This is a genomic window from Enterobacter sp. 296B2, from assembly GCF_034106185.1.
Classification (GTDB): domain Bacteria; phylum Pseudomonadota; class Gammaproteobacteria; order Enterobacterales; family Enterobacteriaceae; genus Enterobacter; species Enterobacter cloacae_N.
The window spans coordinates 65,790-89,337 of record NZ_JAWNCA010000006.1 but is presented as its reverse complement, the minus strand read 5'-3'; the positions used below and the strand labels follow the sequence as shown (position 1 = coordinate 89,337).

The following is a 23,548-nucleotide window of genomic DNA, read 5'->3' as shown; positions in this document are numbered from 1 at the left end:
ATTCCCCTCTCCCCTCCGGGGAGAGGGTCAGGGTGAGGGGCGGACATTATGACCACTGAACAACACCAGGAAATCCTCCGCACAGAGGGCTTAAGCAAATTCTTCCCTGGCGTAAAGGCGCTGGATAACGTCGATTTCAGCCTGCGGCGCGGTGAGATCATGGCGCTGCTGGGCGAGAACGGCGCGGGCAAATCAACGCTGATTAAATCTCTGACCGGCGTGTATCAAGCCGATCGCGGCACCATCTGGCTGGAAGGTAACGCCATTTCGCCAAAAAATACCGCCCATGCCCAGCAGCTGGGGATCGGGACGGTTTACCAGGAAGTGAACCTGCTGCCGAATATGTCGGTGGCGGATAACCTGTTTATTGGCCGCGAGCCACGCCGCTTTGGCCTGCTGCGCCGCAAAGAGATGGAGGCGCGAGCCACGCAGCTGATGGAGTCGTACGGCTTCTCCCTCGATGTTCGCGAGCCGCTGAACCGCTTTTCTGTGGCGATGCAGCAGATCGTCGCCATCTGTCGGGCGATCGATCTCTCCGCGAAGGTGCTGATCCTCGACGAACCCACCGCCAGCCTCGATACCCAGGAAGTGGAGATGCTCTTTACCCTGATGCGCCAGCTGCGCGATCGGGGCGTGAGCCTGATCTTCGTCACGCACTTCCTCGATCAGGTGTATGAGGTGAGCGATCGCATTACGGTGCTGCGCAACGGCAGCTTTGTCGGCTGCCGCGAAACCCGCGAGCTCCCGCAGATAGAGCTGGTGAAAATGATGTTGGGCCGTGAGCTGGAAACTAACGCCCTTCAGCGCGCAGGGCGCACGCTGCTGAGCGAGAAGCCGGTCGCCGCGTTCAGCGATTACGGTAAAAAAGGGGTGATCTCGCCGTTTAACCTTGAAGTGCGGCCCGGTGAAATTGTCGGACTGGCGGGCCTGTTAGGCTCAGGACGAACCGAAACCGCCGAGGTGATCTTCGGGATCAAGCCAGCGGACAGCGGCAGCGCGATGATCAAAGGCAAACCGCAAACCCTGCGATCGCCGCATCAGGCGTCGTGTCTGGGCGTCGGCTTCTGCCCGGAAGACCGGAAAACGGACGGAATTATTGCCGCCGCCTCGGTGCGCGAAAATATCATCCTGGCCCTGCAGGCGCAGCGCGGCTGGCTACGCCCGATCCCCCGTAAAGAGCAAAACGCGATCGCCGAGCGCTTTATACGCCAGCTCGGCATCCGCACCCCGAGCGCGGAACAGCCGATTGAGTTCCTCTCCGGCGGTAACCAGCAGAAGGTGCTGCTCTCCCGCTGGCTGCTGACCAAACCCCAGTTCCTGATCCTCGACGAGCCGACGCGCGGTATCGACGTGGGCGCGCACGCCGAAATTATCCGGCTTATCGAAACGCTCTGTGCGGACGGGCTGGCCCTGCTGGTTATTTCGTCCGAGCTGGAAGAGCTGGTGGGCTATGCCGATCGCGTCATTATCATGCGCGATCGCAAACAGGTGGCAGAGATCCCGCTGGATAAGCTGTCCGTTCCGGCAATCATGAATGCCATCGCGGCGTAAGGAGTGAATCGTGATGTCCCGTTCGCTTTCGCAAACCGGTGAGTCAAAGCGCCGCTTTAGCTGGCCAACCGGCACGCCGCAAATTGCGGCACTGCTGGTCGTGCTGCTGGTAGATAGCCTTGTCGCACCGCATTTCTTCCAGATCGTCGTGCAGGATGGCCGCCTGTTTGGCAGCCCGATCGATATTTTAAACCGCGCTGCGCCCGTGGCGCTGCTGGCGATTGGGATGACGCTGGTGATCGCCACCGGCGGGATTGACCTCTCCGTCGGCGCGGTAATGGCAATCGCCGGCGCTACCGCTGCCTCCATGACCGTGGCCGGACACAGCCTGCCGGTGGTACTGCTGGCGGCATTGGGCACCGGGGTGCTGGCCGGACTATGGAACGGCATTCTGGTCGCGGTGCTGAAAATTCAGCCCTTTGTCGCCACCCTTATCTTAATGGTGGCCGGGCGCGGGGTGGCGCAGCTGATTACCTCCGGACAGATTGTCACCTTCAACTCGCCGAGCCTGGCGTGGATCGGCAGCGGCAACCTCCTGTTCTTCCCGACACCGGTGATCGTTGCGCTGATCACGTTAGTGGTGTTCTGGCTCTTCACCCGCAAAACGGCTCTCGGCATGTTCATTGAGGCGGTGGGGATCAACATTCGCGCCGCGCGCAACGCCGGGGTCAACACCCGGCTGATGGTGATGCTGACCTACGTGCTGAGCGGCGTGTGTGCCGCCATCGCCGGGGTCATCGTCGCGGCAGATATCCGCGGGGCCGATGCCAACAACGCCGGGCTCTGGCTGGAGCTGGACGCGATCCTCGCGGTGGTGATCGGCGGCGGGTCGCTAATGGGCGGGCGTTTTAACCTGCTGCTCTCGGTGATTGGCGCGCTGATCATTCAGGGCATGAACACCGGGATCCTGCTTTCGGGGTTCCAGCCGGAACTCAACCAGGTGGTAAAAGCGGTGGTCGTGCTTTGCGTGCTGATCGTCCAGTCGCCGCGCTTTGTCAGCATCATTAAGGGGATCCGTGGCCATGATAAAACGTAATTTACCGTTAACGATCACGCTGGGCGTGTTTGTGCTGGGGTATCTCTACTGCCTCACTCAATTCCCCGGTTTTGCCTCGACGCGCGTGATCTGCAATATCCTGACCGATAACGCCTTTTTAGGCATCATCGCGGTCGGGATGACCTTTGTGATCCTCTCCGGCGGGATCGATCTCTCCGTCGGCTCGGTGATCGCGTTTACGGGCGTATTCCTCGCGAAGGCGATCGGCTTCTGGGGCATCTCTCCGCTGGTGGCGTTTCCGCTGGTGCTGGCGATGGGCTGCGCGTTTGGCGCTTTTATGGGGCTGCTGATCGACGCGTTAAAAATCCCGGCGTTTATCATTACCCTCGCGGGAATGTTCTTCCTGCGCGGGGTGAGCTATCTGGTGTCGGAAGAGTCGATTCCGATTAACCATCCGGTGTATGACACGCTCTCCAGCCTGGCGTGGAAAATTCCCGGCGGCGGTCGCCTCAGCGCAATGGGGCTGCTGATGCTGGGCGTGGTAGTGATTGGCATCTTCCTCGCTCACCGCACCCGGTTCGGCAATCAGGTTTACGCCATCGGCGGCAACGCTACGTCGGCAAACCTGATGGGGATCTCGACCCGCAGCACCACCATCCGCATCTATATGCTCTCGACAGGCCTGGCGACGCTGGCGGGTATCGTCTTCTCGGTGTATACCCAGGCGGGCTATGCCCTTGCAGGCGTGGGCGTTGAGCTGGATGCGATTGCTTCTGTGGTTATCGGCGGCACGCTGCTCAGCGGCGGGGTAGGAACGGTGCTGGGGACGCTGTTCGGCGTGGCCATCCAGGGACTGATACAAACCTATATCAACTTCGACGGCACGCTCAGTTCCTGGTGGACGAAGATCGCCATCGGCATTCTGCTGTTTATTTTTATCGCGCTCCAGCGCGGCCTGACGGTGCTCTGGGAGAACCGACAAAGCTCGCCTGTTACCCGTGTAAACACATCGGTAACAGAGCGATAACACGCTGAATTTGCTTAAAGTCTATACACTAAATCATTCAAGCTGCATCAAGGCGGCAAGTCTGAGAATCCCCAGGAGCTTACTAAGGTAAGTGACTGGGGTGAGCAGACGCAGCCAACGCAGAGGCAGCTTGAAGGATGACGTGTATAAACATTTACCGGTAGCGGCCGATACTCTTCTTTTATGCCCAGAAATATCTCGCTACCGGAAATAATATCATGCTGAAAACGCTATCGATTCGTACCGGCTTGCTCTCTTTACTGGCCGTTATGACCCTTCTGCTGCTGATTGTCAGCGGCATTGGCATTTATGCCCTCACACAGAGTTCTTCTTCGCTGCAGCGCATTAATCATCTTCAGGGTGAGCAGATGGTGCAGCTTAATTCAGGCTATACGCTGATCCTGCGCGCGCGCAATGAGGCGGGTCAGGCCGTCCGGATGATGGAAATCGGCATGCTGGACGATGCGGCCAAAGCGGTAAAAAACATCAGTCAGGAAGTTGCCCTGGCACAGAAAACGCTGAAAGGCGTGATTGACGGCGGCGTGGCTGACGAGCAGGGGCAGCAGCTCCTCGATAAAGTCGCGGCCAGCCTGGCGACGTATAACCAGCAGGGGATCGGCCCGATGCTGAAAACCCTGAATAACCAGAGCGCGGACAGCTATTACGATCTGCTGGAGAACACGCTGATCCCGGTAGCGAAGCAGTTTGATAACGATATGCAGGCGTTTCAAAAATGGAGCGAAGCGCGAGGTCAGGCGGAAGTGAGCGCTGTGCAGGCGAGCAAAACCCGCGTGCTGATCCTGATTATCGTCGCCGCGCTGCTGACGGCGGGCATTATCGTGCTCGCCTGGCTGGTGCTGCGCCATATGCTGCTTAAGCCGCTGTCGGCCTCCATTGCGCAGCTGGAGAACGTGGCGGCGGGGGACTTAACCCATACGCTGAATGCGCCGGCGAGCCAGGAGTTTAACCGCCTCAACGCGGCGATAGAGGAGATGCGCCAGTCGCTGATGAGCTCGGTTATGCGGGTACGCGATGCCAGCTCGCAAATTGACACCGGCAGCCGCGAGCTGACGGCGGGGAACCGGGATCTTGCCGAGCGCACCGAATCTACCGCCACGTCGCTGGAGCAGACCGCCGCCAGCATGGAGCAGATCACCGCGACGGTGAAGCTCAACGCCGATAATGCCGAGCAGGCGCACCAGCTGGCGAAGTCCGTTTCCGACACCGCCGATCACGGCAGCGAAATGGTCTGCTACGTGATTGAAAAAATGCGCGATATCTCCGGCAGCTCGGCGCGCATCGCCGACATCCTGAGCGTGATCGACGGTATTGCCTTCCAGACCAACATTCTGGCGCTTAACGCCTCCGTGGAAGCGGCGCGCGCGGGCGAGCAGGGACGCGGGTTTGCCGTCGTCGCGGGTGAAGTCCGTAACCTTGCCAGCCGTAGCGCCGACGCGGCGAAAGAGATCCGCTCGCTTATCAGTGATTCGCAGACCCACGTTAACGAGGGCAGCGAGCTGGCCCAGCAGGCGGGTGAAACGATGGATGAGATCGCAACAGAAGTGCTGCGCATGACTAAACTGATGCGCGAAATTGCCACCGCGTCTCAGGAGCAGAGCCGCGGCATTGAGCAGGTGAATATTGCGGTGAATCAGATGGACGAAACCGCGCAGCAGAATGCGGCGCTGGTGCAGCAATCCTCCGCCGCGACCCGCTCCCTTGAGGAGCAGTCACGTCAGCTGATGGAAGCCATGTCATCGTTCAAAGTAACGGCTCAGACTGCGGCATAATATTCCCCGGCCCCGGTGCATTCTGTGCCGGGGTTTTATTTCTCGCGGAATTTACCGCCGCAATATTATCGTGAATATCACCCATTAATATTTCCAGCGAGCTGGTTAAGGCTAACGCTTTTTCCGTCGGCTCAAGATATAAACCTTTGCGGGAAAATAAAGGCTCATCAAACAGTTGATTAAAGCGTTTCAACGCCAGGCTCACCGCAGGCCGGGACATCTCCAGGCGCAAAGAGGCTTTTGCCATACTGCCGCAGCGGACGACTTCAATAAATACAGGAATAAGGTTTAAATCAATGCCGGTATTAGCCCGGGAATAATTTTTCATTGCAATTCTGCTCCAGGAAATAATTTTCAAACTGTTATGGAAATAATGCAGGAGCAGGGGTGAATATTAAAGCGTGTTTTTTATAAACACTTATACGGTAAAATATATAAATGTGTCGGGGGGCCAGACTGGCTCCCCGGGGGAGTGGGATTACGCGTCCGGATACTCACGGATAAAACGTTCAACGTCTTCAACCATGTGGTTGTTGCCGACGAAGAATGAACGGCGCTGGTGAAGGCTTTCCGGCACGATATCCAGAATACGCTCTTTACCGTCGCTCGCCTTGCCGCCCGCCTGTTCGGCCAGGAACGCCATCGGGTTGCATTCGTACAGCAGACGCAGCTTCCCGTCCGGGTGGCTGGCGGTGCTTGGGTAGAGGTAGATACCGCCTTTCAGCAGGTTACGGTGGAAATCCGCGACCAGAGAGCCAATATAGCGGGACGTGTAAGGGCGCTGGGTCGCTTTATCTTCTTCCTGACAGAATTTGATGTACTTCTTCACGCCGTTCGGGAAGCGGATGTAGTTGCCTTCGTTGATGGAGTAGGTGTTGCCTTTCTCCGGGAAGCGCATGCGTTCCTGGCTCAGGCAGAAAACGCCCAGTGACGGATCGTACGTAAAGGCGTGAACCCCGCACCCGGTGGTATACACCAGCATGGTGGAGGAGCCATAAACGACGTAACCGGCTGCAACCTGATTAATGCCAGGCTGCAGGAAATCTTCTTCGGTCACCGGCGTGCCAACAGGCGTGACGCGGCGGTAGATGGAGAAAATGGTACCGACAGAAACGTTAACGTCGATGTTGGAAGAGCCGTCGAGCGGATCCATCAGAACAACGTATTTAGCGTGTTCACACCCTTCGAAAACAACAATTTCATCTTCTTCTTCAGAGGCGATACCCGCAACGATGTCGCGCGCGCGCAGTGCAGCTTTCAGTTTTTCATTTGCGAACAGATCGAGTTTCTGCTGAACCTCGCCCTGAACGTTTTCGGCACCGCTGGCACCCAGGATATCGACCAGACCGGCCTTGTTGATATCACGGTGGATGATCTTAGCGCCCAGCTTTATTGCCGACAGCAAAGCAGTGAGTTCACCTGTAGCATGAGAGAACTCGTGCTGCTTTTCGACAATAAATTCACCTAACGTTTTCATAACACTTTCCCTGCATCTTTGTGAGTAGAGCGATTGTATGTTCACTAAAACGACTAAAGCCCAACAATCTTAACAAATATTCAAATAGTAGCGCAGAGGTGAATCGCGCCAGCAACATACGGATTTACCTGAAATGCGTTTCACAGCCGCTAACATGTGAGTAAAATGTGCGCCACATTGAAGAAGGATAGTGACGTATGCGCATTCATATATTGGGGATTTGTGGCACTTTCATGGGCGGACTGGCAATGCTGGCGCGCTCGCTGGGCCATGAAGTGACAGGTTCGGACGCCAATGTGTATCCGCCGATGAGCACGCTTCTGGAAAAACAGGGCATCTCGCTGATTCAGGGCTACGATGCCAGCCAGCTGGATCCCGAGCCGGATCTGGTCATTATTGGCAACGCCATGACCCGCGGTAACCCGTGCGTTGAAGCGGTGCTGGAACGCAATATTCCGTTCATGTCCGGCCCGCAGTGGCTGCATGACTTCGTGCTGCGCGACCGCTGGGTAGTTGCCGTGGCCGGTACCCACGGAAAAACCACTACCGCCGGCATGGCGACCTGGATCCTCGAAGCCTGCGGCTACAAGCCGGGCTTTGTGATCGGCGGCGTGCCGGGTAACTTCGACGTCTCTGCGCGTCTTGGCGACAGCCCGTTCTTTGTGATTGAAGCGGATGAATACGACTGCGCATTCTTCGACAAGCGCTCCAAGTTCGTGCATTACTGCCCGCGCACGCTGATCCTCAACAACCTTGAGTTCGATCACGCGGACATCTTTGAAGATCTGAAAGCGATTCAGAAACAGTTCCACCATCTGGTGCGCATTGTTCCGGGTCAGGGCCGCATCATCCTGCCGGAGAACGACATCAACCTGAAGCAGACCATGGCGATGGGCTGCTGGAGCGAGCAGGAGCTGGTGGGCGAGCAGGGCCACTGGCAGGCGAAAAAGCTCAACGCGGATGCCTCCGAGTGGGAAGTGCTGCTCGACGGTGAAAAAGTGGGCGAGGTGAAGTGGGGCCTGGTGGGCGAGCACAACATGCACAACGGCCTGATGGCGATTGCTGCGGCGCGCCACGTGGGCGTGCTGCCTGCGGATGCCGCTAATGCGCTCGGCTCGTTCATTAACGCCCGCCGCCGCCTGGAACTGCGCGGCGAAGCGAATGGCGTGACGGTCTATGACGATTTCGCGCACCACCCGACCGCCATTCTGGCGACGCTTGCCGCGTTACGCGGCAAGGTTGGCGGTACCGCGCGCATTCTGGCGGTGCTGGAACCGCGCTCAAACACCATGAAAATGGGCATTTGCAAAGACGACCTCGCACCGTCCCTGGGACGTGCCGACGAAGTCTTCCTGCTGCAGCCGCAGCATATTCCGTGGCAGGTGGCTGAAGTGGCGGATGCCTGCATTCAGCCTGCGCACTGGAGTGCGGACGTGGATGTGCTCGCGGATATGGTGGTGAAAGCCGCTCAGCCTGGCGATCACATTCTGGTGATGAGCAACGGCGGGTTCGGTGGGATCCATCAGAAGCTGCTGGACGGTCTGGCGAAGAAAGCGGAAGCGGCGGCTGCAGAGTAAAAAAAAGCCCGGTGGCGCTAGCGCTTACCGGGCCTACTTTCCCGTGTTTTCTCCCTCGCCCCTCCGGGGAGAGGGCTGGGGTGAGGGGAAGAGATTACTCGCCGTTCTCAGACAGCTCGCGCAGATACTGGAAAATCAGGCGCGCGGACTTCGGCGGCTTATTCCCTTCTTTCTCTTTCTTCGCGTTGCGGATCAAAGAACGCAGCTGCTGGCGGTCGGCATCCGGCCACAGGTTCAGTACTTCCGGTACTGCATCATCACCCTGTTCAATCAGACGATCGCGGATCTGCTCCAGCTTATGGAACAGCGCAACCTGCTGGTTGTGGCGGTTTTTCAGCTTGTCCAGCGCCTGACGGATCGGATCCACGTCGCGCTGACGCAGCATTTTACCGATAAGCTGAAGCTGGCGACGACGGCCTTCTTTTTTGATTTTCTGTGCCAGTTCAATGGCATCACGCAGATCCTGGTCGAGCGGGATCTTGTCCAGCGCGTTTTTACCCAGTTCTACCATTTCTGCGCCAAGCTGTTTTAACTCTTCGGCGTCACGTTTAATTTCACTTTTACTGACCCAGATGATCTCATCATCTTCGTCTTCGATGTCATCACCGGGAACGTCGTCGAGCCAGTCTTCGGGCTGCTTAGTCATGTCAGGCTCCTTAAAAAAAGAGGCTAATGTTACCAGTTAAGACGCGCACTGAAAAACGGTTCTCTGTTAGACTTCACTTAACTCTCTCTTACAGTATGGCATTTGCGATGAAAGTAACCTCACAAGTTGAAGCGCAGCGTAAGATTCTGGAAGAAGCCGTCTCCACCGCGCTGACGCTCGCTTCAGGTAAATCAGATGGCGCCGAAGTGGCGGTCAGCAAAACCACCGGCATTAGCGTGAGCACCCGCTATGGCGAAGTGGAGAATGTAGAATTTAACAGCGATGGCGCGCTTGGGATCACGGTGTATCACCAGAATCGCAAAGGCAGCGCGTCATCCACCGATCTCAGCCCGGATGCCATTGCCCGTACGGTGCAGGCGGCGCTGGATATTGCCCGCTATACCTCTCCGGATCCTTACGCAGGCGTGGCGGATAAAGAGCTGCTGGCGTTTGACGCGCCGGATCTCGATCTTTTCCACCCGGCGGAAGTGACGCCGGATGAAGCCATTGAACTGGCCGCGCGCGCCGAGCAGGCGTCATTGCAGGCTGACAAGCGCATCACCAATACCGAAGGCGGCAGCTTCAATAGCCACTACGGCATCAAAGTGTTCGGCAACAGCCACGGCATGCTGCAGGGCTACTGCTCTACCCGCCACTCGCTCTCCAGCTGCGTCATCGCTGAAGAGAACGGCGACATGGAGCGCGACTACGCCTATACCATTGGCCGCGCGCTGGGGGACTTGCAGTCTCCTGAGTGGGTGGGTAAAGAGTGTGCCGAACGCACGCTGTCTCGCCTGTCGCCGCGTAAACTCTCCACCATGAAGGCCCCGGTCATTTTTGCTAACGAAGTGGCAACCGGTCTGTTTGGCCATCTGGTGGGCGCTATCGCGGGCGGCTCGGTGTACCGTAAATCGACCTTCCTGCTCGACTCGCTGGGCAAGCAGATCCTGCCGGAATGGCTGACGATTGAAGAGCACCCGCACCTGCTGAAAGGGCTGGCCTCCACGCCGTTCGACAGCGAAGGCGTACGCACGGAACGCCGCGATATCGTTAAAGACGGCATTCTGACCCAGTGGCTGCTGACCAACTACTCCGCGCGCAAGCTGGGGCTAAAAAGCACCGGACACGCGGGCGGCATCCACAACTGGCGCATTGCCGGTCAGGGCCTTAACTTCGAGCAAATGCTAAAAGAGATGGGCACCGGTCTGGTGGTCACCGAGCTGATGGGGCAGGGCGTGAGCGGCATCACCGGCGACTACTCGCGCGGTGCGGCAGGCTTCTGGGTCGAAAACGGCGAAATTCAGTATCCGGTGAGCGAAATTACCATCGCCGGCAACCTGAAGGACATGTGGCGCAATATCGTTACGGTCGGTAACGATATTGAAACACGTAGCAATATACAGTGTGGTTCTGTATTACTGCCGGAAATGAAAATCGCCGGCCAGTAATACCCGAAAAGCGTTTTAATAATAAAAAAGGAAGTGAGCAATGCGTAAACACCTGTTAGCGATCGTCGCGGCTTCAACGCTGGTTCTTGGCTCTTCTGCGTTTGCTGCCGATCTCGAAGACAACATGGACATCCTCAGTCAAAACCTGAAGATAGTGCAGAAAACGGACAATGCGGCCGAAATGAAAGGCGCACTGACCAAAATGCGTGAAGCGGCGCTGGACGCGCAAAAAGCGACCCCGCCAAAGCTGGAAAGCAAAGCGGCAGACAGCGCAGAGATGAAAGACTATCGCCACGGCTTTGACGTGCTGGTCGGCCAGATCGACGGTGCGCTGAAGCTGGCTAACGAAGGCAAAGTGAAGGAAGCCCAGGCGGCGGCTGACCAGTTTGTGGCGACGCGTAACACGTATCACAAGAAATATCGTTAATCGATCGCGCATCTGACAAACAACCAGCGGGGGCCAGTGGCTCCCGTTTTTTTTACGCGTTAATAAGTAAACCCTATCGCCATCACATTTTTGCGTCACCACGCCTGAACGTTTTCGTTTCCCCGGCGCGCGTTTTGCCGCTGGAATACGTGATATTCATCACGCAAATACCGTTATTAATCCAGATTCACCGCATTTATGTGGCACAGATCACTGCTGCGGCTCGCCTTTCCACTTCGAAGTGGAAAACAACTCGCTACAAACCCTTCCCGCCCAACGTTAGTTTTATTCCAGAGCCATTAACGGGGTAAGACCAGTGATTAACGGAGCGGTAATGAACGACGTTGGGGAACAGGCGGAGCAAACAGAACAGCTCGCGACCACCATGCTGCAGCAGGTTTATGCCCTGCTGGCACGAAACAACATCATCCCCAATGCGGTACAGGAGCAGATGCTCACCTCCCACGTGCGCGCAATGGCGCACCGGTCCGTGACCGGCGAGCCGCTGCCGGAGGTAGAAGCAGAGCTGTTTGACGAAATTTCACCAGATTCAATGCAACTTGCCCGTGAAGTGGTAGCGCAGTTTGGCAACCTTCCTGATGAAGAGGCCTGGCTGCTCTCCGTTCACTTTGAAGTCGCGAAAGACAACCTTTAAGGAGCAACACATGGAACAGATTACAGTCGTGATTGGCGATCGCCTGGGCAAAGGTCAGAAAGTGGCTGCCGGTGTGGAAAAAGCAGGCGGACGCGCGGTTGTCGTGCCGGGCATGGCGGCTGACATGAAGCTCGGCGACGTGATGAAGGCGGAAAATGCCACTTTCGGCATCTCCTTCTGCGGCAGCGGCGGTGCGGGCGCTATCACCGCCCAAACCAAATATGGCTACAAAGCCAAATACGGCATGCGTTCCGTGGAAGAGGGTGTGACCGCCATCAACGAAGGCTGCAACGTGCTGGGCTTCGGCTTTATGGATAAAGAAGAGCTGGGCGAGCGTCTGGTACAGGCGTGGCAGAAGAAATACGGCGCATAAGCATGAAAGAACAGTTCACAACCACGGTGAGAGTGAAGGGCAAAGGCGACGCCAAAGCGCGCGCCTTTGCTGACGCGCTCAACCACGTTCAGGCCGCGGTGATGAAAGCCTCACCGCATATCTTACTGCGTATTGAGCCACAGGATGTGCAGGTTGTTCAGGCGCAAGAAGCGGTGCGTAAAGAAGCGTTTCTGTTCTTCTTTTTGCGCCGGGAAAGACGCACCTACAGCGTGGAGCTGGATGTGACCGTCAACGTGACCGCCATCAATCTCGACCGGGTGGATTTCGTCACGCAACGCTGATTATTCATAAAAAGGGCAGACTGATGTTCTTAATTATATTAATAAAATCGCTCATCATCGGCGGCCTGGTAGGCGTCGGTGTTGGCGCCGGGGCTGCACGCATGTTTCATGCGCCTACCACTCAGGGTATGGGCGCGTTTCGTACGTTGGGGGAACTGAACTCCTGCGAAGGGGATCCGGCTTCTCACTTCTCCTTTGGGTTAGGTTTCTTCTTTAACGCCTGGGCCTCTTCCGTGGCTGCAGGCGCCTTCACACAGGACGTTGACCACCGCATCATCCCGAACTGGGGTGCTGCTGCACTGATGATCAAAAACCGTAACGTCGGCGAAACGCTGCACGATCCCCGCAAAATGGCGATTGCCTGCGGCGTGATCGGCATGATCGTCGTGACCTTCCTGAACCTGACCGCCTCCTCCGTTCCGGCCGCGCTTCAGGTCACCGCCGTGAAGGTACTGGTGCCTGCCGCGAACCTACTGGTGAACACCGTCATGCCGGTGATCTTCTGGCTGGCGGCTATCGACGCGGGTAAAAAATCGGGCTTCTGGGCCACCATCTTCGGCGGCGCGGCGCAGCTGATTATGGGCAACGCCGTACCGGGCCTGGTGCTGGGGATCCTGATCGGTAAAGGCGTGGAAGAGAGCGGCTGGAACCACGTCACCAAAGTGATGATGGCGGCTATCGTCCTGCTCTTCGTGCTGAGCGGCTTCTTCCGCGGCTTCGACATGAAGATGATCGAATCCTTCCATCTGACCGTGCCGAACTGGCTCGATATGATCCACAACTCGCTCAGCGGTAAATAACAGGAGCCTCTACATGGAACAGAATAAAGGTTTTTGGTATGCCGACTGGTCGTTCCCGATCTTCGTTGGCCTGCTCTCCTCCGGCGTTTTCGCCGGGACGCACATGTACTACCTCTACGGTATCGGCGCGTTTAACGAAGTGGCCTTCGTGGCGATGCTGAAAGCGGGGATTGATACCGGCGTCTACGGCGCGGTGGCGGCGTTCGGCGCAAGCTTCCTGTTCGCCCGCATTATCGAAGGGTCGCTGGTCGGTATTCTTGATATCGGCGGTGCGATCCAGACCGGCGTGGGCCTCGGCGTTCCGGCGCTGCTGTTGGGCGCGGGGATCATGTTCCCGGTGACCAACTTCATCGCCTCGCTGATTACCGGCCTGGTGATTGGTCTGGCGATCGGCTACGTCATCATCCTGGCGCGTAAGTTCACCATCAACCAGAGCAACTCTACCTACGGTGCAGACGTGATGATGGGCGCGGGCAACGCCTCCGGCCGCTTCCTCGGGCCGTTGATTATCCTCAGCGCCATGACCGCCTCCATTCCTATCGGCGTCGGTTCCCTGCTGGGCGCGCTGGTGTTCTACATCTGGCAGAAGCCGATTACCGGTGGCGCCATCCTCGGCGCAATGCTGTTGGGCTGGCTGTTCCCGGTCGCCCTTTAATACCCGCGGGCGCTCCGGCGCCCGCCTTATCAGGAGATCCTCATGTTTGATTTACTCCTGCGCCGTGCGCGCCTCGCCGACGATACCCTGACCGATATCGCCATTCAGGACGGAAAGATCGCCGCGACGGGCGACATTGATGCCCCTGCGCATAAAACGGTTGAGCTGAATGGCGACGTGTTCGTCAGCGCAGGCTGGATTGACTCCCACGTTCACTGCTACCCGAACTCCCCGATTTACCACGACGAGCCGGACAGCGTGGGCATTGCCACCGGCGTTACCACCGTGGTGGACGCGGGCAGTACCGGGGCCGACGACGTGGACGATTTCTACGACATCACCCGCAAAGCTTCCACAGAAGTCTTTGCCCTGCTGAACATCTCCCGCGTGGGGCTGATTGCCCAGAACGAGCTGGCCAACATGGCGAATATTGACGCCGACGCGGTGAAGCAGGCGTTGAAGCGCCACCCTGATTTTATCGTCGGCCTGAAGGCGCGCATGAGCAGCAGCGTGGTCGGTGAAAACGGCATTACGCCGCTGGAGCGCGCCAAAGCCATTCAGAAAGAGAACGGCGACCTGCCGCTGATGGTGCACATTGGCAACAACCCGCCGAACCTCGACGAAATTGCCGAGCTGCTGAGCTCGGGCGACATCATCACCCACTGCTACAACGGCAAGCCAAACCGCATTCTGACGCCCTCCGGCGAGCTGCGCGCCTCCATCACCTCCGCCCTGAAGCGCGGGGTGCGTCTGGACGTCGGCCACGGCACGGCGAGCTTCAGCTTTGAGGTGGCGAAACGCGCCATCGCCATGGGCATTTTGCCGCACACCATCAGCTCGGATATCTACTGCCGCAACCGCATCAACGGCCCGGTGGGCTCGCTGGCAAGCGTGATGTCGAAGTTTCTCGCCATCGGCATGTCGTTGCCGCAGGTGATTGACTGCGTGACCGCCAACGCCGCCGACGGCCTGCGCCTGACGCGCAAGGGTCGCATCCAGCCGGGTCTCGACGCCGACCTGACGCTGTTCACGATTAAACGCCAGCCAACGGTGCTGACAGACGCTGAAAACGACAGCCTGCAGGCTGAACACATTCTGGTGCCGCTTGCCGCGATCCGCGCGGGCAAGGGCTACATGACCGAACAAGGGAGCACGGAACATGTCTTCGATTTATGAGAAGTATAATTTAAAGCAGGTTATCAACACCTCTGGCCGCATGACGGCGCTGGGCGTCTCCACGCCGCGCCCGGAAGTGGTGCAGGCGGCGATGGACGGCATGAATCACTATTTCGAGATGAAGGATCTGGTTAACAAAACCGGGGAGTACATCGCGAAGCTGCTGGACGTGGAGGGCGCGACGGTGGTCTCCTGCGCGTCGGCGGGCATTGCCCAGTCCGTGGCGGCGGTGCTGGTGAAAGACAGCGACTGGCTGCTGGAAAACTTGCACGTGACCCCGATTGAGAATAACGAAATCGTCCTGCCGAAAGGCCACAACGTGAACTTTGGCGCGCCGGTGGGCACCATGGTGGCGCTGGGCGGCGGCAAGCTGGTGGAGGCGGGCTACGCCAACGAATGCTCTGCCGATCAGCTGGCGGCGGCGATCACCCCGCGCACCGCGGCGATCCTCTACATTAAATCGCACCACTGCGTTCAGAAAAGCATGCTCAGCGTCGAGCAGGCGGCGGTCGTGGCGCGCAAGCACGATCTCCCGCTGATCGTCGATGCGGCGGCAGAAGAAGATCTGCACGCCTACTACCGCTCCGGCGCGGATCTGGTGATCTACAGCGGCGCGAAGGCGATTGAAGGGCCAACCAGCGGGCTGGTGATCGGCAAAACCCAGTACGTTGAGTGGGTGAAGCGCCAGACTGCGGGCATTGGCCGTGCGATGAAGGTCGGGAAAGAGGGCATTCTTGGTCTGACCTGCGCCATCGAACACTACCTGACGGCGAACAAAGAGAGCGGGGCCGAGATGGTGGCGAAGATGACGCCGTTTATCGACGCGCTCAATACCCTGAACGGCGTAACCGCGCGCGTGGTCTGGGACAGCGCCGGTCGCGATATCGCGCGCACCGAGATTAAGTTCGACGAAGCCGCAACGGGCGTCGGCACGGGTGACCTGGTGGCGAAGCTGAAACAGGGGGAATACGCCATTTACTTCCGCGGCTACAAGGCCAACGAAGGGATTATCGAGGCGGACGTGCGCAGCGTGAGCGCTGACCAGCTGAACATCGTCTACCGCCGCATTAGCGAAGTATTAGGACAGGAGAAAAACGCATGAAACTGACCCCCAACTTTTACCGTGACCGCGTCTGCCTGAACGTGCTGGCAGGATCGAAAGCCAACGCCAGCGCCATTTACGAGGCGGCGGAAGGCCACGTGCTGGTGGGCGTGCTCTCCAAAAATTACCCGGACGTGGCGAGCGCCGTTGCCGATATGCGTGAATATGCCGCGCTGATTGATAACGCGCTTTCCGTCGGCCTCGGCGCGGGGGATCCGAACCAGTCGGCGATGGTGGGCGAAATCTCCCGTCAGGTGCAGCCGCAGCACGTCAACCAGGTCTTTACCGGCGTGGCCACCAGCCGTGCGTTGCTGGGGCAGAATGAGTCTGTGGTCAACGGTCTGGTCTCTCCGACCGGCACCGTCGGCATGGTAAAAATCTCCACCGGTCCGCTGAGCAGCGCAGCACCGGACGGCATCGTGCCGGTTGAAACGGCGATTGCCCTGCTGAAAGATTTCGGCGGCAGTTCCATCAAATACTTCCCGATGGGCGGCCTGAAGTGCCGTGACGAGTACAAAGCGGTGGCGGAAGCCTGCGCCCGTCACGACTTCTGGCTGGAGCCAACCGGAGGTATCGATCTGGAAAACTATGAGGAGATCCTGCAGATCGCCCTCGACGCGGGCGTGAGCAAAATCATCCCGCATATTTACAGCTCGATTATCGACAAGGCCAGCGGCGACACGCGCCCGGAAGATGTGCGTACGCTGCTGGAAATGACGAAGAAGCTGGTTAAGTAGAACAAAACCTTACCGCACACACCTGAAGGAGCCACCATGCACACCCGTACCCTGCTTGTTGCTTCACTCTCAATGTTCGCCACTGCCGCTGTCGCCCAGACGCAATACGCCTGGGTGGGCACCTACAACCCCAACGGGGAAGGGCTGTACCGCTTTACCGTTGACCCACAAACCGGCGCGCTGGCGAATAAAACGCTGGTGAGCAAGCTGCCGAACGCCGCGCAGCTGACCGTCTCGCACGACGGCAAAACGCTCTATCTGGCAAGCGAAGTGGAGCAGGGCTTGGTGCAGGCGCTGCGGGTGGGGGATAACGGCGAGCTAAGCGAACTGAATCAGGTGGCTTCCGGCGGTGCGGGGCCGGTGTACCTGTCGCTGACGCCGAGCGGCCAGCATCTGCTGGTGGCGAACTATGTCAGCGGATCGATTGCCGTGTTGCCCGTCAACGCGGACGGCAGCCTGGGTGACGCTACGGACAAACATCAGGATCAGGGGGAACCGGGCGCGGCGAAGCCGGAAGCGGCTGTCGAAGGTAGCTTTGCCATCAGCGATCACAACGGCCCCCATGCGCACATGATCGCTGCCGATCCGAGCGGGAAATATGTTTTTTCTACCGATCTGGGGCTGGATCGTATCTATCAGTACCGCTTTGACGATCGAACCGGAAAGCTGACGCCGAACGATCCGCCGTTTATCAGCGCCTCCTCAAAAGGCGCCGGCCCGCGCCACTTTGTCTTTACGCCAAAGGGGGACGCCCTGTGGCTGATTAACGAAGAGGCGTCTACGCTCACCCATTATGCGCTGGACAGCAGCGGCAGACTGAAAGAGGGCAAAACGGTCTCTGCCCTGCCGGACGGCTATAAAGGCACCAGCTTTGCAGCCGGGCTCGCATTAAGCGCCGACGGTAAGCAGCTGTATGTGGCTAACCGTTTGCATAACAGCATCGGGCACTTTACCGTAACAGCGGAGGGCACGCTGACCCATCAGGACGACGTGTGGACGCGCGGCGACTACCCGCGCACCCTGACGCTCGATAAACAGGGACGCTGGCTGTACGTCATGAACCAGCGCAGCGACAACATTACCCGTTTCCGCGTGGCGCAGGATGGCAAGCTGAGCTTCGAGCCAGACTATACCCCGGTCGGCAGCCCATCCCAGATGGTCATTTCACCTTAAGCTGTAAGAGGACAAACCCGTGCGATTTCCGAACCAACGTTTAGCGCAACTTTTCGATCTGTTGCAAAACGAGACGCTGCCACAGGACGAGCTGGCGCAGCGGCTGTCGGTCTCCACGCGAACCGTCCGCGCCGATATCACCGCCCTGAACGCGCTGCTGGCAAGCCACGGCGCGCAGTTTATTCTGAGCCGGGGCAACGGCTACCAGCTAAAAATTGATGATGCCGAGCGCTATCAGCAGCTGCAGGCATCGCACCCGCGCGCGCTGCGAATTCCCCGAACGGGAGCGGAGCGCGTGCACTATCTGGTGGTGCGTTTTCTGACGTCGGCGTTTTCGCTTAAGCTTGAAGATCTGGCTGACGAGTGGTTTGTCAGCCGCGCCACGCTGCAAAGCGACATGGTGGAAGTGCGCGAGTGGTTCCAGCGCTATAACCTGACGCTGGAAACCCGCCCGCGCCACGGCATGAAGCTGTTTGGCAGCGAGATGTCGGTGCGCGCCTGCCTCACCGATCTCCTGTGGGAGCTGGCGCAGCAGGACAGCCTCAACCCGCTGGTGACGGAGGTCGCGCTCAACGCCGGGGTACCGGAGCAGATGGTAGCCGTGCTGCACGACGCGCTTACCCGGCACCACATCCGCCTGACTGACGAAGGCGAGCTGTTCCTGCGTCTGTACTGTGCGGTGTCGGTGCGTCGTATCAGCGAAGGCTTTCCGCTGCCGGAATTTCATGCGGAAGACGTGGAAGAGAACGTGCGCGAGGCGGCGAAGGATATCGCGGTGGTCATTCAGGAGCTGGCGGGCAAAGCGCTGTCGCCGTCCGAAGAGAGCTGGCTGTGCGTGCACATTGCTGCGCGGCAGATTCAGGAGATCGCCCCAAGCGCGATTAACGCCGACGACGACGAGGCGCTGGTCAACTACATCCTGCGCTACATCAACACCCACTATAACTACAACCTGCTCAGCGACGCGCAGCTGCACGCGGATCTGCTCACGCACATTAAAACCATGATCACCCGCGTGCGGTATCAAATCATGATCCCCAATCCGCTGCTGGAAAACATCAAGCAGCATTACCCGATGGCATGGGATATGACGCTGGCGGCGGTGTCGAGCTGGGGCAAATACACGCCGTATGCGATCAGCGAAAACGAGATTGGCTTTCTGGTGCTGCATATCGGCGTCGGGCTGGAGCGCCACTACAACATCGGCTACCAGCGCCAGCCGCGCGTGCTGCTGGTGTGCGATGCCGGGAATGCCATGGTGCGCATGATCGAGGCGGTGCTTCAGCGCAAGTATCCGCAGATCGAGGTGACGCGCACGCTCACCCTGCGCGAGTACGAGCTGGCGGATGCCATCGGCGAGGACTTTGTTATCTCTACCGCCCGCGTCAGCGAAAAATCCAAACCGGTGGTGACGATCGCCCCGTTCCCGACCGACTATCAGTTAGAGCAGATCGGCAAGCTGGTGCTGGTGGACCGCACCCGTCCGTGGATGCTGGAGAAATACTTCGACGCGGCCCATTTCCGCATTCTCGACAAGCCCGTTGACCAGCAAACGCTGTTCCGCGAGCTGTGTGACCAACTTGAACGCGAAGGTTTTGTTGGCGCGGAGTTTCTGGATTCGGTCGTGGAGCGTGAGGCTATCGTCAGCACCATGCTCGGCGACGGCATCGCGCTGCCGCACTCCCTCGGCCTGCTGGCGCAGAAAACGGTGGTCTACACGGTTCTGGCTCCGCAGGGCATCCCGTGGGGGGATGAAACCGCGCACGTCATCTTCCTGCTCGCCATCAGCAAAAGCGAGTACGAAGAGGCGATGGCGATTTACGATATCTTCGTCACCTTCCTGCGTGAACGGGCGATGGCGCGCCTGTGCCAGTGCGGAGATTTTGCCGGGTTTAAGGCGGTGGCAATGGAGAGTTTGAGCCGGTTTTGAGGTAAGGGCGGACGGATAACATCCGCCTTTGATCAACGCAAATGATGCACAACCTGGTTGCTGCTGCCGCGCCAAATCAGCGCCGGGTCTTTTAAATCCTGTACGAACTTGCCGTCGACCAGCACGTTAATCAGTTCCACCACTTCCATTTGCTGCGCGTTCAGCTCATCCAGCTTATAGCCTGTCCAGACCCAGATATCTTTTCCCGTACACTCTGCCCGAATGCGCTTCACCAGCTTCAGGATATCCGGCACGTTTTGCGGGTGCAGGGGGTCGCCGCCGGAAAGTGAGATCCCCTGACGGTGAATGCGCGTGTCGTTCAGGTCGTTGACGATCTTGTCTTCCATCTCAGCGGTAAACGGCATGCCGGAGTTCAGACGCCAGGTGCTTTTGTTGTAGCAGCCGGGGCATTCGTGGACGCAGCCTGAGACGAACAGGGTGCAGCGGGTGCCGGGGCCGTTGACGATGTCGACGGGGTAGTATTGATGGTATCGCATAGAAAATGTCCAGAGAATGTGCGCGCGGATGCCCTCACCCCGGCCCTCTCCCACAGGGAGAGGGAGAAGAGTTCCCTCTCCCTTGAGGGAGAGGGGTAGGGTGAGGGGGAGAACCCTGCGCAGAACTTACCCGATCTGCCCATTCCCCAAATGCTTCACGCGGCGCTTCACCTCTTCCTGCTTGCCGGCGTTAAACGGACGCGCGTCCGGGCTGCCGAGATAGCCGCACACGCGACGGGTCACGGAGACGCGGGCCGCATCGTGGTTGCCGCATTTCGGGCAGGTGAAGCCTTTACTCGTACACTCGAACTCACCGGTAAAGCCGCACTCGTAGCACTCGTCGATTGGCGTGTTGGTCCCGTAATACGGCACGTGCTGATAGCTGTAATCCCATACGTCTTCCAGCGCCTTCAGGTTGTGCTGAATGTTCGGGTACTCGCCGTAGCAGATGAAGCCGCCGCTGGCGATCGGCGGATAGGCCGCTTCGAAGTCGATCTTATCGTACGGGTTCACCTTTTTCTCCACGTCGAGGTGGAAGCTGTTGGTGTAATACCCTTTGTCGGTCACGCCTTCCACAATCCCGAACTCGGCGGTATCCAGACGGCAGAAGCGGTCGCACAGGTTCTCGCTCGGCGTGCTGTAGAGGCTAAATCCGTAGCCGGTTTCCTCTTTCCACTGGTCAACCGCGTCGCGCAGGCGTTGAACAATCGCAATGCCTTTTTCGCGCAGGGCCTCGCTGTCGTACATATGCGTATCGCCAGCCAGTGCGTTGATGGTCTCGTGGATGCCGATATAGCCCAGCGAAATCGACGCGCGGCCGTTTTTGAAGATCTCGGACACGTCATCGTCCGCCTTCAGGCGCACGCCGCAGGCCCCTTCCATATAGAGGATTGGCGCGACGCGGGCTTTCACTCCTTCAAGGCGAGCAATACGGGTCATCAGCGCCTTACGCGCCAGCTGCAGGCGTTCATCCAGCAGTTTCCAGAATTCAGCTTCATTGCCTTTGGCCTCCAGCGCGATGCGCGGCAGGTTCAGGCTGATCACGCCCAGGTTGTTACGCCCGTCGTGGATCTGCTCGCCGTTTTCATCTTCGTACACGCCGAGGAAGCTGCGGCAGCCCATTGGCGTTTTAAACGAGCCGGTCACTTTAACGACCTGATCGTAGTTCAGGATGTCCGGGTACATGCGCTTGCTCGCGCACTCCAGCGCCAGCTGTTTGATGTCGTAGTTCGGGTCGCCAAACTTGTGGTTCAGGCCGTCGCGAATCGCGAACACCAGTTTCGGGAATACCGCCGTTTTGCGGTTCTTGCCGAGGCCGGAAATACGGTTGCGCAGGATGGACTGTTGAATCAGGCGTGATTCCCAGCTGGTGCCCAAGCCAAAACCGAAGGTCACAAACGGCGTCTGGCCGTTGGCGGTGTGCAGCGTGTTCACCTCATATTCCAGCGACTGGAACGCGTCGTAGCACTCTTTTTCGGTGCGGGAGTGCGCGTAGCCGTCCGCGTCCGGGATCTGCCACTCTTCGGCGGTTTTACGGTGCTTGTTGAAGCTCGCCGTTACGAACGGGGCCAGCACTTCATCAATGCGGTTAATGGTGGTCCCGCCGTAAATATGGCTCGCCACCTGGGCGATGATCTGTGCCGTAACCGCGGTGGCGGTGGAGATGGATTTTGGCGGTTCAATCTCGGCGTTACCCATTTTAAAACCGTGGGTCAGCATGCCTTTCAGGTCGATCAGCATGCAATTGAACATCGGGAAGAACGGCGAATAGTCGAGATCGTGATAGTGGATCTCGCCGCGCTCGTGCGCAGACACCACGTCGCGCGGCAGCAGGTGCTGACGGGCATAGTGTTTGGCGACGATACCGGCCAGCAGGTCGCGCTGGGTCGGGATCACTTTACTGTCTTTGTTGGCGTTTTCGTTGAGCAGGGCAGAGTTGGTCTGCTCCACCAGGCCACGGATCTCCTGGTTCAGGCGACCACGCTTCTCACGCTGCACGTCACGATCGTGGCGGTACTCAATGTAGGCGCGCGCCAGCTGCTTATAAGGCCCCGCCATCAGCTGGTTTTCAACCGCGGTCTGGATCTCGTTGATATCGACCTGGCTGCGTTCAGTCATCTGGCTGCTAACGACTTCTGCGACGGTGGCGCAGTAATCTGCGTCATCGACTCCCGCTGCTTTAGCTGCACGCAGAATGGCTTCCTGGATGCGCTCTGATTTAAACGGCACTTTACAGCCATCACGTTTCATCACATGCGGTGTCATGATCACTCCATTTTTTGAAAACAGGTTATCCACAGAGGTGGAGAAGTATTCACCGGGCGTATTCCCCGCCGGGCCAAAGACTTCCCGCGTTCCCAGCTCGTGTTATCCACAGTTCCGGCCAGCGTCAGCGCCGTCTTGTTGTTGGAATAGTAGACGAAAAATACAAGATGTTGGGTCGGCGTGCATTTTAAGTGCTACATATAGTGATTTGCATCAAACAAGTTTGCGATTTATTTGACGCAGAACAAAGTAAAAAGACGAGAGTACAAACGGCGGGCGCTTCAGCCTTTGTAAAGACGCAGAGGAAAAATCTGATTAATTATTCAACAAAAACAAGCGCTCAGCACGGTACGTGCTGAGCGCCGTTCGGTTAACTCATTCCGCAGGCCCAGCTCAATCCTGCCTGTATAAAGGCTGCGGTAGCGATACTACCCAGTATCATCGGAATGAGAAGGGAACGGTCGGGGGACGCATCCTGTTTTTGCGGTTCTTCAGCACTCAGGGCTGACATCGCCTCTTCCCGGGTGCGCGACGCCAGAAGCTGCTCACGTACCCGATCTTCCGTCAATAAACTGGTCAGCGTCGTCAGCAGCTGCATATGGGTACTGCCTGCTTCTGCGGGCGGAATGGCGAGCAGAAAAACCATTCTCACCTCTTCATCCCCTTCCAGACCCGGCCAGCGTATCGGGTCGTCAAAGAGCGCCAGACAAAACGCCGCCTGCTGCACCGCCTCGGTTTTACCGTGCGGAACGGCGAGCGCTTCACCCAGCGCGGTAGGACCTTCGCTTTCGCGTTGTAAAACGCTCTGGATAAACGTTTCTTGATCGCTGATGATTTTCCGCCCGGCGAGCGGTTCGGCGAGCCAGCGGATCAGCGTTTCAGGCGTACGGTGCGGCGGGTTGATAAAAACCAGATCGGGGTGCGTCAATGCAAGCAAGTTCAT

23 protein-coding genes are annotated in these 23,548 nt (G+C 58.3%); 17 read left to right on the top strand and 6 right to left on the bottom strand.

The features are described 5' to 3' along the window. Nucleotides 1-48: 48 nt before the first annotated feature. The 4 genes from ytfR to URZ40_RS06650 all read left to right on the top strand — a co-directional run bounded on the left by ytfR (nucleotide 49) and on the right by URZ40_RS06650 (nucleotide 5,365). Nucleotides 49-1,551 carry a galactofuranose ABC transporter, ATP-binding protein YtfR gene (gene ytfR, locus URZ40_RS06665; protein WP_233003414.1) on the top strand — a complete coding sequence of 501 codons (1,503 nt, stop codon included), beginning with the start codon at nucleotides 49-51 and terminating at the stop codon, nucleotides 1,549-1,551. Between the two features lie 10 nt (nucleotides 1,552-1,561). Further along, a complete protein-coding gene (gene ytfT, locus URZ40_RS06660; protein ID WP_162874996.1) occupies nucleotides 1,562-2,587 on the top strand; it encodes a galactofuranose ABC transporter, ATP-binding protein YtfT in 1,026 nt (341 codons plus the stop codon). Further along, the gene (gene yjfF, locus URZ40_RS06655) at nucleotides 2,574-3,575 is read left to right on the top strand and encodes a galactofuranose ABC transporter, permease protein YjfF (protein WP_166709927.1); all 1,002 of its coding nucleotides are present in this window, start codon (nucleotides 2,574-2,576) and stop codon (nucleotides 3,573-3,575) included. Before ytfT ends, yjfF begins: the two co-directional genes overlap by 14 nt. Before the next feature lie 218 nt (nucleotides 3,576-3,793). After that, complete coding sequence (locus URZ40_RS06650) at nucleotides 3,794-5,365, top strand: methyl-accepting chemotaxis protein (protein WP_320720109.1); 1,572 nt, start codon at nucleotides 3,794-3,796, stop codon at nucleotides 5,363-5,365. Here the strand turns inward: URZ40_RS06650 and URZ40_RS06645 are convergent. Next, nucleotides 5,337-5,693, bottom strand: a complete 357-nt coding sequence (locus URZ40_RS06645) for a LysR family transcriptional regulator (protein ID WP_320720151.1) — start codon at nucleotides 5,691-5,693, stop codon at nucleotides 5,337-5,339. The genes URZ40_RS06650 and URZ40_RS06645 overlap by 29 nt on opposite strands. Before the next feature lie 150 nt (nucleotides 5,694-5,843). Next, nucleotides 5,844-6,842, bottom strand: a complete 999-nt coding sequence (gene fbp, locus URZ40_RS06640; protein ID WP_023310178.1) for a class 1 fructose-bisphosphatase — start codon at nucleotides 6,840-6,842, stop codon at nucleotides 5,844-5,846. Nucleotides 6,843-7,039: 197 nt separating this feature from the next. Between fbp and mpl the strand changes: the two genes are divergently transcribed. After that, complete coding sequence (mpl, locus tag URZ40_RS06635; RefSeq protein ID WP_320720108.1) at nucleotides 7,040-8,419, top strand: UDP-N-acetylmuramate:L-alanyl-gamma-D-glutamyl-meso-diaminopimelate ligase; 1,380 nt, start codon at nucleotides 7,040-7,042, stop codon at nucleotides 8,417-8,419. A 94-nt stretch (nucleotides 8,420-8,513) separates the two neighbouring features. On the opposite strand, the gene yjgA is transcribed toward mpl, so the two are convergent. After that, nucleotides 8,514-9,065, bottom strand: a complete 552-nt coding sequence (yjgA, locus tag URZ40_RS06630) for a ribosome biogenesis factor YjgA (RefSeq protein WP_116343576.1) — start codon at nucleotides 9,063-9,065, stop codon at nucleotides 8,514-8,516. A 95-nt stretch (nucleotides 9,066-9,160) separates the two neighbouring features. Between yjgA and pmbA the strand changes: the two genes are divergently transcribed. The 12 genes from pmbA to URZ40_RS06570 all read left to right on the top strand — a co-directional run bounded on the left by pmbA (nucleotide 9,161) and on the right by URZ40_RS06570 (nucleotide 19,843). Continuing rightward, nucleotides 9,161-10,513, top strand: coding sequence for a metalloprotease PmbA (pmbA, locus tag URZ40_RS06625; protein ID WP_059354955.1), 1,353 nt, complete (start codon nucleotides 9,161-9,163; stop codon nucleotides 10,511-10,513). A gap of 40 nt (nucleotides 10,514-10,553) precedes the next feature. Next, on the top strand, nucleotides 10,554-10,940 hold the full coding sequence (gene cybC, locus URZ40_RS06620; RefSeq protein ID WP_116343575.1) for a cytochrome b562: 387 nt from the start codon (nucleotides 10,554-10,556) through the stop codon (nucleotides 10,938-10,940). A 316-nt stretch (nucleotides 10,941-11,256) separates the two neighbouring features. After that, entirely contained in the window at nucleotides 11,257-11,595 is a 339-nt protein-coding gene (locus URZ40_RS06615) for a glycine dehydrogenase (RefSeq protein ID WP_116343574.1), read from the top strand. A 10-nt stretch (nucleotides 11,596-11,605) separates the two neighbouring features. Further along, nucleotides 11,606-11,968 (top strand): SFCGS family glycine-rich protein, encoded by a 363-nt coding sequence (locus URZ40_RS06610; RefSeq protein ID WP_023293430.1) that lies wholly within the window; start codon nucleotides 11,606-11,608, stop codon nucleotides 11,966-11,968. A gap of 2 nt (nucleotides 11,969-11,970) precedes the next feature. Continuing rightward, nucleotides 11,971-12,270, top strand: coding sequence for a DUF4312 family protein (locus URZ40_RS06605; protein WP_008501409.1), 300 nt, complete (start codon nucleotides 11,971-11,973; stop codon nucleotides 12,268-12,270). A gap of 23 nt (nucleotides 12,271-12,293) precedes the next feature. Next, nucleotides 12,294-13,070 carry a DUF4311 domain-containing protein gene (locus URZ40_RS06600; RefSeq protein ID WP_008501408.1) on the top strand — a complete coding sequence of 259 codons (777 nt, stop codon included), beginning with the start codon at nucleotides 12,294-12,296 and terminating at the stop codon, nucleotides 13,068-13,070. 13 nt (nucleotides 13,071-13,083) lie between these two features. Continuing rightward, nucleotides 13,084-13,725 (top strand): DUF4310 family protein, encoded by a 642-nt coding sequence (locus tag URZ40_RS06595; protein ID WP_024907276.1) that lies wholly within the window; start codon nucleotides 13,084-13,086, stop codon nucleotides 13,723-13,725. A gap of 42 nt (nucleotides 13,726-13,767) precedes the next feature. Further along, on the top strand, nucleotides 13,768-14,901 hold the full coding sequence (locus URZ40_RS06590; protein WP_320720105.1) for an amidohydrolase/deacetylase family metallohydrolase: 1,134 nt from the start codon (nucleotides 13,768-13,770) through the stop codon (nucleotides 14,899-14,901). Continuing rightward, nucleotides 14,885-16,003, top strand: coding sequence for a DgaE family pyridoxal phosphate-dependent ammonia lyase (locus URZ40_RS06585; protein ID WP_320720104.1), 1,119 nt, complete (start codon nucleotides 14,885-14,887; stop codon nucleotides 16,001-16,003). The genes URZ40_RS06590 and URZ40_RS06585 overlap by 17 nt, the downstream gene beginning before the upstream one ends. After that, nucleotides 16,000-16,740: a 2-dehydro-3-deoxy-phosphogluconate aldolase gene (dagF, locus tag URZ40_RS06580; protein ID WP_320720103.1), complete on the top strand. Its 741-nt coding sequence runs from the start codon at nucleotides 16,000-16,002 to the stop codon at nucleotides 16,738-16,740. The genes URZ40_RS06585 and dagF overlap by 4 nt, the downstream gene beginning before the upstream one ends. A 36-nt stretch (nucleotides 16,741-16,776) precedes the next feature. Beyond that, the gene (locus URZ40_RS06575) at nucleotides 16,777-17,913 is read left to right on the top strand and encodes a lactonase family protein (RefSeq protein WP_320720102.1); all 1,137 of its coding nucleotides are present in this window, start codon (nucleotides 16,777-16,779) and stop codon (nucleotides 17,911-17,913) included. A gap of 19 nt (nucleotides 17,914-17,932) precedes the next feature. Continuing rightward, on the top strand, nucleotides 17,933-19,843 hold the full coding sequence (locus URZ40_RS06570; RefSeq protein WP_116343569.1) for a transcription antiterminator: 1,911 nt from the start codon (nucleotides 17,933-17,935) through the stop codon (nucleotides 19,841-19,843). A gap of 32 nt (nucleotides 19,844-19,875) precedes the next feature. Here URZ40_RS06570 and nrdG read toward each other — a convergent pair whose 3' ends face one another. The 3 genes from nrdG to URZ40_RS06555 form a co-directional block, all read right to left on the bottom strand. Beyond that, nucleotides 19,876-20,340, bottom strand: a complete 465-nt coding sequence (gene nrdG, locus URZ40_RS06565) for an anaerobic ribonucleoside-triphosphate reductase-activating protein (RefSeq protein ID WP_163330704.1) — start codon at nucleotides 20,338-20,340, stop codon at nucleotides 19,876-19,878. Nucleotides 20,341-20,466: 126 nt separating this feature from the next. After that, nucleotides 20,467-22,605: an anaerobic ribonucleoside-triphosphate reductase gene (gene nrdD / locus URZ40_RS06560; protein WP_163330705.1), complete on the bottom strand. Its 2,139-nt coding sequence runs from the start codon at nucleotides 22,603-22,605 to the stop codon at nucleotides 20,467-20,469. Between the two features lie 370 nt (nucleotides 22,606-22,975). Continuing rightward, nucleotides 22,976-23,548: a PTS sugar transporter subunit IIA gene (locus URZ40_RS06555; protein ID WP_320720101.1), complete on the bottom strand. Its 573-nt coding sequence runs from the start codon at nucleotides 23,546-23,548 to the stop codon at nucleotides 22,976-22,978.